Origin of the sequence: Streptomyces sp. NPDC126499 (assembly GCF_040302485.1) — a bacterium.
In the GTDB taxonomy this organism is placed as follows: domain Bacteria; phylum Actinomycetota; class Actinomycetes; order Streptomycetales; family Streptomycetaceae; genus Streptomyces.
On the sequence record NZ_JBEOUO010000018.1, the window covers coordinates 1 to 11,886 of the forward strand.

Genomic DNA, 11,886 nt, shown 5'->3' on the forward strand with positions numbered 1-11,886 from the left:
GGCGTGCGTCCCGCAGCACGCCTGCGCCCCCCCGCCCGGCGGGGGGCGCGGCGGACGGACGGGGGCGCGCGGCCGCACCCCGGCCGCGCGCCCTTCCCAGATCACCGCTGGGGCGGCTCCTCCGGGGGTCGCTGGGGCGTGTCGCCCAGCTGCTGCCTGAGCTTCTCCTGGGCGGTGTCGACGTGACGGCTGTACTTGCCCTGCGTCCTCTTGTCGACGTAGTCGCCGCCCTTGTCGACGGCCTTTCCCGCCTGGTCCTCGTGCCCCTTGAGCATCTGCTTGAGCTTGTCCATCACGGACATCGCGGCCCTCCTCGGATGGCCCCCCTGTCCCGTCCAGGATCCCGGAACGGTCCGCCGACCGCATCCGCAGGACGGAGGGAGGCGTCCACCGTGGGGGCTACGGCGGCGGCACGAGCTCCGACCGTGGGCTGACGCAGGGGCGGTGGGCGGCGCCGTAACGTCCTCGGCATGATCAAGCCGACTCGGGCGGCCGCTGCCGCCCTTCTCGCCTGCGCGGTCGCGTTACCCCTGACCGCCCTGCCCGCCTCCGCTGCCACCCCGGCGGCACCGGCCGTGACGCCGGCCTCCGCCTTCCACTCGTCCGACGCCCTCACCTCCCCCGGTGCCCTCTCCGCCCTCGCCTCCCCCGGCACCTCTGGCGCACCCGCCGCCCTCTCCGGCCCGTCCTCGCGGGCCGCCTCCGTCCCGCTCGAACTCCCCGCGCCCACGGGGAAGTTCGGTGTCGGCGGCACGACCCTCCCTCTCGTCGACCGGTCCCGGCCGGATCCCTGGGTGCCCGCGGCGGACGGCCGGGAGCTCATGGTGACACTGCACTATCCGGCGGCCCGCCGCGCGTCGGGCGGGCCCGCCCCGTACGCGACCGAGGAGGAGGCCCGGCTGCTGCTGCAAGGGGTGGGCGTGACCGACCCCGGCTCCGTACGCGCCCTGGCCGGCATGGGCACGTACACCGCGACGGACGCGCGGCCGGCGCCGGGCCGGCATCCGCTCGTGGTGCTCTCGCCGGGCTTCGGGGTGCCGCGGTTCACGCTCACCCACCTCGCCGTGGACCTCGCCTCACGCGGCTATGTGGTCGCGTCCGTCGACCACGCCTACGAGACCTCGGGCACCGCCGTCCCGGGCGGACGGATCCTCACCTGTGTGGCCTGCACCGCCCTGGAGGAGGGCCGGGCGAAGGGCAGCGACGTGACGGCGGCGCGGGCGGCGGACGTCCGCTTCGTCCTGGACCGGCTGACCGGGCCCCGGCCCGCGTGGCGGTACGCGGCACGGGCGATCGACCGGTCGCGGGTCGGCATGGCCGGGCACTCCATCGGCGGCGCGAGCGCCGCCACCGCCATGGCCGCGGACCGGCGGATCGACGCCGGGGTGAACATGGACGGCACCTTCTGGGACGCGTTGCCGGCCGACGGCCTGGGCGGGCGGCCGTTCCTGTTCCTCGGCACGGACGAGTTCCACCGTCCGGGCGGCGAGGACACCAGCTGGGACGCGACCTGGCGCGCGCTCGGAGGCTGGAAGCGCTGGCTGACGGTGTCCGGATCCGACCACTTCAGCTTCTCCGACGGCCCCGTGATCCAGCACCACTTCGGGCTGCCCGCGGGACCGATCCCGGCCGGCCGGGCGCTCGGGGTGACCCGTGCCTACCTCGCCGCGTTCTTCGACGAGCATCTGCGCGGCCGGCCGCAGGCCCTGCTCACCGGACCGAGCCCGGAGCATCCGGAAGTGACGTTCCAGCAGCCGTAGCCGTAAGCCGTCGTCGTACCCGTAGCCGTAGTCGTGGTCGTGGTCGTCGCCACAGCGGCAGCCCCACCGTGCCGCGGGCGCGCCCGAGTGCCCCCAGGGCCTCAGGCGCGTCCCGCGGCCTTCTGGCTGCGCCGGGACAGGGAGTCGACGACCACGGCGGCGAGCAGCACCGAACCGGTGATCATGAACTGGACGGCGTTGCTGACGCCCATGATGTTCATGCCCGACTGGATGGAGCCGATCACCAGGGCGCCGAGCAGGGCCGACCAGACCGAGCCGCGTCCGCCGAACAGGCTCGTGCCGCCGATGACGGCGGCGGCGATCACGTTCATCAGGAGGTTGCCGCCGCCGGAGGTCTGGCTCGCGGACTGGATCTGCCCGGCGAGGAAGATCCCGCCGATCGCGGCCATGGTGCCGGCGATGGTGAAGACGCTCATCCGGACGAAGGGCACGCTGATGCCGGCCCGGCGGGCGCCCTCGATGTTGCCGCCGACCGCGAAGATCTGCCGCCCGTAGCGGGTGCGGCGCAGCACGAAGTCGAGCACCACCAGCAGGATCAGGAAGATCAGCAGTGCCAGCGGCAGTCCCTGGTAGCGGTTGAGGATGTACGCGGCGGCGAAGGCGAGGGCCGCGATGACGACCGTGCGCAGCACGATCTCGGCGACCGGCCGGAACGGCACCCGGGCGGCCCGCCGGCGCCTGGCGTCCAGGAGCGAGGCGAGCAGGAAGAGTCCGACGCCCACGGCGGCCGTGACGTACGCGGCGGCGGGGCTGTGGAAGATCGTCGAGTACAGCTTGGAGACGACGCTCTCGCCGGGGATGTTGACCGTGCCGGTGGTGCCGAGCACCTGGAGCATGAGCCCGTTCCAGGCGAGGTTGCCCGCGAGGGTGACGACGAACGCGGGCACGCCGACCTTGGCGAAGAAGAAGCCGTGGATCAGGCCGACGGCCGCTCCCCCGGCGACGGCGACGAGCAGCGCCAGCCATTCGTTCATGCCGTTCAGGACGTTGAGGACGGCGAAGATCGCCGCGCACAGACCGCTGACGGAGCCGACGGAGAGGTCGATCTCGCCGAGCAGCAGCACGAAGACGATGCCGACGGCGATCATGCCGGTGCCGACGATCTGCTGGCTGAGGTCGGAGAGGTTCTGCGCGGAGAGGAAGGCGCTGTCGAGGCTGCCGAAGACGGTCCAGATGATGATCACGGCGACGACGACGGGCAGGGATCCCAGCTCGCCGCTGCGGAGCTTGCGGCGGAACTCGCCGAGGTAGCCGCGCAGGCCCTCCTCGCGGACGATCAGCCGGCTGTCGACGGCGGGCACGGCCTCGGGCGCGGGCCCGGCCCCGGGCTCCTGCCCGGCGGCGCCGCGCGCGACCGGGCCCTCAGGGTCGCGGGGGTCGCGGGGGTCACGGGGGTCCTGGGAGCGTTTCATCGCGTCTCCTCCCCCCGCTGTTCCCGCTCCTCGCGGATCCGGGCCTGCCGGCGGGTGACGGCGCTCTCGGTGGCACCGGTGATGGCGGAGATGATCTCCTCGGTGGTGGTGGAGCGTTTGTCGAAGAGTCCGTTGTTGCGGCCGAGCCGCAGCACCGCGATCCGGTCGGCGACGGCCATCACGTCCACCATGTTGTGGCTGATCAGGATGGTGCCGAGGCCGTGCTCGCGGAGCCGTTCGACGAGGTCGAGGACCTGGGCGGTCTGCTCGACGCCCAGCGCGGCGGTCGGCTCGTCGAGGATGACGACCTTCGGGTCGCCGATGAGCGACCGGGCGATCGCCACCGTCTGGCGCTGGCCGCCGGAGAGCGAGGCGACGGGAATGCGGACCGAGGGGATCCTGATGGAGAGGGTGTCGAGGAGTTCGCGGGAGCGCTGCTCCATGCGGACCTCGTCGAGGACGCCGAAGCGGCGCAGCTCCCGGCCGAGGAAGAGGTTGCCGACGACGTCGAGGTTGTCGCACAGCGCGAGGTCCTGGTAGACGGTCGCGATGCCGAGGTTCTGGGCGTCGTGGGGCCGGTTGATCGAGACCGGCCGGCCCTGCCATGTGATGACCCCGTCGTCGGGTGGATTCACCCCGGCGATCGCCTTGACGGCGGTCGACTTCCCGGCGCCGTTGTCGCCTACGAGGGCGACGACCTCACCGGGACGCACCTCGAGGTCGAAGTCCGACAGGGCCTGGACCGCGCCGAACCGTTTGGAGATCCCCCGCAGCGTCAGCACTGGTGCTTCCGGCACCGCGACCGCCTCCTCGGCGGGATACGGGCTGTGCCCGGGGCAGGGCTCCCCGGGTGCGGGCTCCGGTGACGGGTCACCGGAGCCCGGCCCGGCTACTGGAGTCCGGCCTGCTTGCAGGCGTCGGCGTAGGCGGGCGTGCAGATCTCCTGGACCGTGTACAGCCCGTCCTTGACGACCGTGTCCTTGATGTTGTCCTTGTTCACCACGACCGGGGTCAGCAGGGTGGCCGGGACCTTCTGCCCGCTGCCGCTGGTGACGGTGGTGGGGGTCAGGTCCTTGGAGAGCGGCTTGCCCTCGGCGAGCTCGACCGCCATCCGGGCGGCGATGTCGGCCTCCGGCTTGTACGGCTTCTCCACGGTGATGGTCTGGGTGCCGAGCAGGATCCGCTGGATTGCGTCGAGTTGGGCGTCCTGGCCGGTCAGCGGCACGTTCATGCCGGCGGCCTTGAGCGCGGTCGCGATGCCGGCGGCCAGTCCGTCGTTGGCCGAGTAGACGCCGACGATCCGGTCCTTGCCGAGCGCGCTGATGGCGCCGGACATCTGCTGGTTGGCGTTGTTCGGGTCCCAGTTGGGAGTGTCGTACTCCTTGCCGATCTTCACCTTGCCGTCGAGGACCGAGTGCGCCCCGGCCTTGAACTCGGCGGCGTTGGGGTCGGTGGGCGATCCGTTGTGCATCACGATCTCGCCGTCGTCGGCCTTGTCGCCGATGGCGTCGAGGAGCGCCCTGCCCTGCAGCTCGCCGACCTTGCGGTTGTCGTACGAGACATAGGCGTCGACCGGGCCCTGGGCGAGGCGGTCGTAGGCGACGACCTTCACGCCCGCCCGGTTGGCCTTCTCCACGGAGGACTGGATGGACTTGGCGTCCACGGCGTCCAGGATGAGGACCTTGTTGCCCTTGGCGAGGGCGGTGTTGACCTGCTGTTGCTGGGTGGTCGCGCTCTCGGCCGCGTTGTAGTAGTCGATCCGGGCGCCGGGCGCGAGTTCCTTGATCTTGGCCTCGATGTAGGGCCGGTCGAACTTCTCGTACCGGGTGGTCTTGCTCTCCGGCAGCAGCAGTCCGATCCTCACGTCCTCCTGGGCGGCCGCCTCGCCGGTCGCCTGCGCGCCGCTGGTGGCGAGCGCGCCCAGGGACAGGGCGGCCGTTCCCACGAGGGCGATCGCCGCTCGCACTGTACGGGTCATGGCGGGCTCCTTCCGCGCGCCCTGGGTCCCTCCACCGCGGGACTGTGGGGCTTTCGAGAACCGCCAAGCCGCGGGAGCGCCGGCGCACCTATGGCCTATGTACCGACACTAGCCCCCGCTCGGGGGCGGCGCAGGCCGAGCGGGGTCAGCCGGTGGCCGGCCGGGGCCGGGGCCGGCCCGGGCCGGCCGGGGTCGGGATCAGCCGGGTCGGCCGGTGGCCGGCCGCGGTCAGCCGGCGGTACGGGCCATCCAGGCCTCGACCTCGTCGGCCGAGCGCGGCAGGGCGGCCGAGAGGTTCTCGTGGCCGTCCTCGGTGACGAGCAGGTCGTCCTCGATGCGGACGCCGATGCCCCGCCACTCCTCGGGCACGGTGAGGTCGTCCGGCTGGAAGTACAGGCCCGGCTCGACGGTGAGGACCATGCCCGGTTCGAGGACGCCGTCGACGTAGTCCTCGACGCGGGCCTCGGCGCAGTCGTGGACGTCGAGGCCGAGCATGTGACCGGTGCCGGCCATGGTGAAGCGGCGCTGGAGGCCCAGGGCGTAGGCGCGGTCGGCGGGGCCCTCGACGAAGCCCCAGTCGACCAGGCGGGCCGCCAGGTGACGCTGGGCCGCCTCGTGGAAGTCGCGGTAGGCGGCGCCGGGCTTCACGGCGGCCATGCCGGCCTCCTGGGCCTCGTACACCGCGTCGTAGACCCGGCGCTGGACGGGCGTGAAGGTGCCGCTGATCGGGAGGGTGCGGGTGACGTCGGCGGTGTAGAGGGTCCTGGTCTCCACGCCCGCGTCGAGGAGCAGCAGTTCGCCGGGCCGGACGGGGCCGTCGTTGTCGGTCCAGTGCATGATCGTGGCGTGTGCGCCGGCGGCGCAGATCGAGCCGTAGCCGACGGAGTTTCCCTCCAGGCGGGCGCGCCGGAAGAAGGTGCCCTCGATCCAGCGCTCGGAGGTGGCGACGGCGCGGGAGAGCTCGGCGACGGCGTCGGTGAAGCCGCGCACGGTGGAGTCGACGGCCTTGCGCATCTCGCCGATCTCCCAGGCGTCCTTGACGAGCCGGAGGTCGCCGAGCGCCTCCTCCAGCTCGGCGTCGCGCTCCTCGTCGGTGGTGACGGCGGCCTCGAGGGCCGGGTCGACGCCGCGGACGATCCGGGTGGGGACGGTGGAGGCGGTGGAGGCGGCGAGGTCCTGGGCGGCGGTGCGCACGTCGCGGCAGGTGAGGCCGAGGACGCGCGCGGACTCGGCGAGGGAGCGGCGGCGGCCCGTCCACAGTTCGGCGTGGTAGCCGATCCAGAACTCGTCGGTGTCCCGGCTGTCGCGCGGCAGCTGGTAGCAGTACGCGTCGTGGCCGCCGTCGGGGCGGGGCTCCAGGACGAGGGCGCCGTCGCGGCTCTGGTCGCCGGTCATGTGCACGTAACCCGAGTAGGGCCGGAACGGGTAGGTGTCGTCGTTGGAGCGGACCTTGAGGTTCCCGGAGGGGATCACGAGGCGCTCGCCGGGGAAGCGGGCGGAGAGCGCGGCGCGGCGGCGGGCCGCGTGCGGGGCCTGCTCGTCGAGGGTGAGGTCGTGCCGCTCGGTGTCCGCCCAGCCGGTGCGCATGAGCGCGGACAGTTCCTCGGAGATCGCGGTGTACAGACCGTTCTTTCGGCGCTTGGCCACGGGTGCCCCTTCGTCGGGTGGGTGTGTGCGCTGTGTCGGCCCCTGGACGGTAGCCCTCGCGGCGGCCGCCGGGGGCCGAGGAGTGTCAGTGGCACTGATCGGCCACGCCGGGAGCGTGGGGCGCGTCGATAATGCGTCGCGTGACGAGCGGACGGACGACGAGGGGGACGGACGGATGACGAAGGAGACGGACGGACGACGAGGGGGACGGACGGATGGCGAAGGAGACGGGCGGATGACGAGGGGGACGGCGGATGACGAAGGGGACGGACGGATGACGTGGGGCGCGTCGCACGAGGAAGGGGTCGTCGCATGACCGACGGGAGGCTCGGGGAGGCGCTGCGGCTGCTCGGTGTCGGCGAGGCCGCCCGCCGGGTCTACCTGGCGCTGCTCGACGCGGCGCCCGCGCCGCTGGGGACGGTCGGGCGGGCGGCCGGGCTGGGCGGGGCGGAGCTCGCGGCGGCGTACGGGGAGCTGGTCGAGGCGGGTCTCGCGAGTGCCGCCGCCGGGGACGGGGACATGGTGGCCCCGGTGCCGCCGGCGGCGGGTCTGGAGATCCTGGCCCGGCACCGGGCGGCGGAGCTGGAGGAGTCCAGGATCGCGGTGGGCGGTGCCTTCGAGTCGTTCCGGCGGCACCGGCTCGCCGCGTACAACGACCATCTGGTGGAGGTCGTCACCGGGGACGCGATCGGTCCCCGGATGCGGCAGGCGTGGGCGAGTGCGCGGGAGCAGATCCGGCAGCTGGACTCGCCGCCGTACGTGCCGATCGCGGGCGCCACCGAGGACGCGCTGGCGACGCTCGCCCGGGGCGTGAGGCAGCGGGTGGTCTACTCGCAGGGCTCGCTGGAGCATCCGGGCAAGCTGGCGACGGTCGTCGAGCCGTGCATCGAGGCCGGCGAGCAGGCGAGGGTGCTGCCGTCGGTGCCGGTCAAGCTGCTGATCATCGACGAGGCGTACGCCCTGGTGTCGCTGTCGATCCAGGAGGCGGACGTGGTCAACACGGTCCTCGTGGTGCAGCCGTGCGGGCTGCTGTCCGCGCTGGTGGCGCTGTTCGAGCAGTCCTGGCAGAGCGCCCTTCCCTTCCACGGCCGCACCGCCCGCCCGGCCGGTCTGGCGCCCGCCGACCGGCGGCTGCTGCGGCTGCTCGCGGGCGGCGCGAGCGACGAGGTGATCGCCCGTGAGCTGGGGATCAGCCGCCGCACCCTGTTCCGGCGCCTCCAGGTCCTGATGGCCCGGCTCGGCGCGGCGAACCGGTTCCAGATGGCGCTGCAGGCCCAGCGCTCCGGGTGGCTGTGACGGCCGGACTCCGTACGGGCCGGGCGCGCCGGCCACGGACGGCCCCCGGCCCCGTGGCGCCCCCCGCGGGGCCGACGGGCCGCTCCCGCTCTCTGCCGAGAATCCGCACATTGTGTACGTGCGGCGAAGTCGGCCTCCCTCGCCGCTCCCCGGTCGGGCACCGGCACCCGGGCCCTTCTGCCCTCATTGGGCGTGTTCGTCCCCCGGGTGAACCGGACCGCCGAAATCCGTTACTCCCTCCTGCGGAGAACGTGTCGCCATCGTGTGAAACATGCTGCACGCCGGTCGCCCGACGTGCACGAACGCACCTGAAAGAGCGTCAACGAAATTGGATCGGCCACCCGTTCGCGTGCTTTGATCTGCCGCGCCGCGGCAATCGGATTCCCCCCTCCCTGACGAAAGGTGCGCTCCATGCGTAACGACATCGAGACCATCGAGCTCGACGACAACGCCCTCGACGCCGTCTCCGGCGGTGTCATCAGCGTGAACGGCGGTCTCGCCGGCGCCGCGACCGGTGACGTCGCCTCCGTGCTCGGCACCGTCGGCAACCTGCAGACCGTGCAGGCCGTCGAGGGCATCGCCACCGGCGTCCCGGGCCTGGCCCAGGGCATCACCGGCGTCTCGGTGAACACCGCCGCCGTGACCGGTCTCGCCGGTCTCTGAGCAGACCCGTCCGTGGACCCCGGGGCGCTTTTCCGCCCCGGGGTCCACGGCCCCCGCCGCTCTTCGTGGCGCAGCGCAGCACCTGCAGTCGAAGGAACAGTCCATGCAATTCCGTCAGAAGGCTCTGTCCAAGCTGCAGTCGCCCGAAGAACTCGATCTTCCGGTGCGTTTCGCCCGGCCCCAGGGCCGTCTCGTCCTGGCCGTCACGGTCCTCGTCATGGCCGCCGCCGGGGTGTGGGCGTTCACCGGCACGGTGACCTCCAAGCTGAGCGCGCCCGGGATCCTCACCCGGCCCGAGGGCCGGTATCTGCTGCAGAGCCCCGTCGCCGGACAGGTGACCGAGCTCCTCGTCGCCGAAGGCGCGCGGGTCTCCCCCGGTCAGCCGCTCGCCGTCGTCCGCACCGAGCGGGGCGACCGGCCGGTGCGCGCCGTGGCCGGCGGCCGGCTGGCCGCGCTGCACGTGGCGACGGGCGCCGTGCTCGCGACCGGCGCCGACGTGGCGACCGTCGAGCGCGTCACCGATCCGAACGACCCCCTCGTGGCCGTCCTGTACGTGCCGCCCGGCGCCAACGGCACCGTCCGGGCGGGTGCCCGGGTCGACATCACCCTGCCCTCCGTGGCCGGGGACGGCAGCGCGGTGCTGCGCGGCCGGGTCGGCTCGGTGGGCCGCGCGCCCCAGACGCGCGCGCAGATCGGCGGCTTCCTCGGCGACGACGGGCTCGCCGCGCAGTTCACCCGGCAGGGCAGTCCGGTCGCGGTGCTCGTGACCCTGGAGCGCTCCGGCGGCCGCCCGGACGCCGACGACTCCGGCACGCCGGTCGCCGGCGCCGTCCACCTCTCCTCGCAACGCCCCGTCGACTGGCTGCTCCCGTGAACCGGCTGAACCCGCGCAAGAAGACCTCCCCGACCCGCCGCCGTCCCGCGCCCCGGCGCCGCCCCGTCCTGCGGGGCGGCAGGCCCCGGACCGTCCGCACCCCCACGGTGCTCCAGATGGAGGCGGTGGAGTGCGGCGCCGCCGCGCTCGCGATGGTGCTCGCCCACTACGGCCGCCACGTGCCGCTGGAGGAACTTCGGATCGCCTGCGGCGTCTCCCGGGACGGTTCGCGGGCCAGCAACCTGCTGAAGGCGGCGCGGAGTTACGGGCTCCAGGCCAAGGGCATGCAGATGGACCTGGCGGCGCTCGCCGAGGTCGTGGCCCCTGCGGTGCTGTTCTGGGAGTTCAACCACTACGTCGTCTACGACGGCATGGGCCGGCGCTTCGGCCGGGCCGGGGTGTACGTCAACGACCCGGCCAAGGGCCGCCGGTTCGTGCCGATGGAGGAGTTCGACACCGCGTTCACCGGCATCGTCCTCGTCTTCGAGCCGGGTGCCGGTTTCCGCCCCGGCGGGCGCCGGCCCGGCGTTCTCGGCGCCCTGCCCGCCCGGCTGCGCGGCACCTCGGGCACGATGGCCGCCGCGGTGCTCTCCAGCATCCTGCTGGTGGCCGTCGGCGCGTGGGTGCCGGCCCTGAGCCGTACGTACATCGACACCTTCCTCATCGGCGGCCAGGACTCGCTGCTCGGGGTGCTGTTCGCGGCGATGGCGACCGCGCTGGTGCTCACGGCGGTGCTCACCGCGCTGCAGCAGACCAATCTGCTGCGCGGGCGGATCGTCTCCTCCACCCTCGGCGGGGCCCGCTTCCTGCGTCACCTGCTGCGGCTGCCGGTGGCCTTCTACGCGCAGCGCAGCCCGGCCGATCTGGTGCAGCGGCTGCGGTCCAACGACTCCGTCGCCGAGACCCTCGCCCGCGACCTGTCGGCGGCCGGCGTGGACGCGGTGGTGGTGCTGCTGTACGCGGTGCTGCTGTGGACCTACGACCCGCAGCTCACCGTCGTCGGCGTCGGCGTCGCGCTGCTCAACGTGGTGGCCCTGCGGATCGCGGTCCGGGTCCGGGCCACCGGAACCCACAAGCTGCGCGCGGAGAGCGCCCGGCTGACGAACACCTCGTACGGCGGTCTCCAGCTGATCGAGACGATCAAGGCGACGGGCGGCGAGGACGGTTTCTTCCGCCGCTGGTCCGGGCAGCACGCCGTCACCCTCGACGTGCAGCAGCGGCTCGGGGTGCCGAGCGCGTGGCTGGCGATCGTCGCGCCCACCCTCGCCGCGTTCAACAGCGCCCTCATCCTGATGATCGGCGGACTGCGGGCCGTCGAGGGCCATCTGACGGTGGGGCTGCTCGTCGCCTTCCAGACCCTCGTGACCGGCTTCACCACGCCGATCGCCCGGCTCGGCGCGGTCGCGGGCCGGGCGCAGGACTTCGCCGCCGACGTCGCCCGGCTCAAGGACGTCGAGAACTTCCCCGTCGACCCGGTCCACACCCGGCGCGAACCCGCCGGCGGTGCCCGCCGGCTCACCGGCCATGTGGAGCTCGACGGCGTCACCTTCGGCTACAGCCCGCTCGACCCGCCGCTGCTCACCGACTTCTCGCTCGCCGTCGGGCCCGGCCGGCAGGTCGCGCTCGTCGGCGGCTCCGGCAGCGGCAAGTCCACCGTCTCGCGTCTGATCGCCGGCCTGTACGCCCCCTGGGAGGGCACCGTCCGGATCGACGGGATGCGGCTCGCGGACATCCCGCGCGGCGCGCTCGCGGCCTCCGTCGCCTTCGTCGACCAGGACGTCTTCCTCTTCGAGGGCACCGTCCGGGACAACGTGGCGCTGTGGGACCCGTCCGTGCCGGACGAGGCCGTGGTCGCCGCGCTCGCGGACGCCTGCGTCCTCGACGTGGTGTCCCGGCGGCCGGGCGGCATCCACAGCCGGGTCGAACAGGACGGCCGGAACTTCTCCGGCGGCCAGCGCCAGCGCCTGGAGCTCGCCCGGGCCCTGGTCCGCGACCCGAGCGTGCTGGTGCTCGACGAGGTGACCAGCGCGCTGGACGCGGTGACCGAGCGGGAGGTCATCGACAACCTGCGGCGCCGGGGCTGCGCGTGCGTGGTGATCGCCCACCGGCTCAGCACCGTGCGGGACAGCGACGAGATCCTCGTCCTCGACCGGGGCACGGTCGTCGAGCGCGGCCGGCACGCCGACCTGGTGGCCGCGGGCGGCCCGTACGCCGAACTGGTCAAGGAGCACTGAC

General features: G+C 73.4%; 10 protein-coding genes. 5 read left to right on the top strand and 5 right to left on the bottom strand.

What is annotated here, in order from left to right:
* Positions 1-101: 101 nt before the first annotated feature.
* Positions 102-302, bottom strand: a complete 201-nt coding sequence (locus ABTZ91_RS24585; RefSeq protein ID WP_352079389.1) for an antitoxin — start codon at positions 300-302, stop codon at positions 102-104.
* Positions 303-470: 168 nt separating this feature from the next.
* On the opposite strand from ABTZ91_RS24585, the gene ABTZ91_RS24590 reads away from it, so the two are divergent.
* On the top strand, positions 471-1,760 hold the full coding sequence (locus tag ABTZ91_RS24590; protein WP_352079390.1) for an alpha/beta hydrolase: 1,290 nt from the start codon (positions 471-473) through the stop codon (positions 1,758-1,760).
* A gap of 101 nt (positions 1,761-1,861) precedes the next feature.
* On the opposite strand, the gene ABTZ91_RS24595 is transcribed toward ABTZ91_RS24590, so the two are convergent.
* From ABTZ91_RS24595 to ABTZ91_RS24610, 4 genes are all read right to left on the bottom strand, one after another.
* Positions 1,862-3,193: an ABC transporter permease subunit gene (locus ABTZ91_RS24595; RefSeq protein WP_352079391.1), complete on the bottom strand. Its 1,332-nt coding sequence runs from the start codon at positions 3,191-3,193 to the stop codon at positions 1,862-1,864.
* Positions 3,190-3,990 (bottom strand): ATP-binding cassette domain-containing protein, encoded by an 801-nt coding sequence (locus ABTZ91_RS24600; RefSeq protein WP_352079392.1) that lies wholly within the window; start codon positions 3,988-3,990, stop codon positions 3,190-3,192. Before ABTZ91_RS24600 ends, ABTZ91_RS24595 begins: the two co-directional genes overlap by 4 nt.
* Before the next feature lie 92 nt (positions 3,991-4,082).
* On the bottom strand, positions 4,083-5,171 hold the full coding sequence (locus ABTZ91_RS24605) for a substrate-binding domain-containing protein (RefSeq protein WP_352079393.1): 1,089 nt from the start codon (positions 5,169-5,171) through the stop codon (positions 4,083-4,085).
* Positions 5,172-5,399: 228 nt separating this feature from the next.
* On the bottom strand, positions 5,400-6,818 hold the full coding sequence (locus ABTZ91_RS24610) for an aminopeptidase P family protein (RefSeq protein WP_352079394.1): 1,419 nt from the start codon (positions 6,816-6,818) through the stop codon (positions 5,400-5,402).
* 312 nt (positions 6,819-7,130) lie between these two features.
* Here ABTZ91_RS24610 and ABTZ91_RS24615 point away from each other — a divergent pair, with 312 nt between their 5' ends.
* From ABTZ91_RS24615 to ABTZ91_RS24630, 4 genes are all read left to right on the top strand, one after another.
* Complete coding sequence (locus ABTZ91_RS24615; protein ID WP_352079395.1) at positions 7,131-8,114, top strand: helix-turn-helix transcriptional regulator; 984 nt, start codon at positions 7,131-7,133, stop codon at positions 8,112-8,114.
* A 411-nt stretch (positions 8,115-8,525) separates the two neighbouring features.
* Positions 8,526-8,777 carry a hypothetical protein gene (locus ABTZ91_RS24620; RefSeq protein ID WP_352079396.1) on the top strand — a complete coding sequence of 84 codons (252 nt, stop codon included), beginning with the start codon at positions 8,526-8,528 and terminating at the stop codon, positions 8,775-8,777.
* Positions 8,778-8,880: 103 nt separating this feature from the next.
* Positions 8,881-9,651, top strand: coding sequence for an HlyD family efflux transporter periplasmic adaptor subunit (locus ABTZ91_RS24625; RefSeq protein ID WP_352079397.1), 771 nt, complete (start codon positions 8,881-8,883; stop codon positions 9,649-9,651).
* Positions 9,652-9,767: 116 nt separating this feature from the next.
* On the top strand, positions 9,768-11,885 hold the full coding sequence (locus ABTZ91_RS24630) for an NHLP family bacteriocin export ABC transporter peptidase/permease/ATPase subunit (protein WP_352079504.1): 2,118 nt from the start codon (positions 9,768-9,770) through the stop codon (positions 11,883-11,885).
* Position 11,886: the final 1 nt, after the last annotated feature.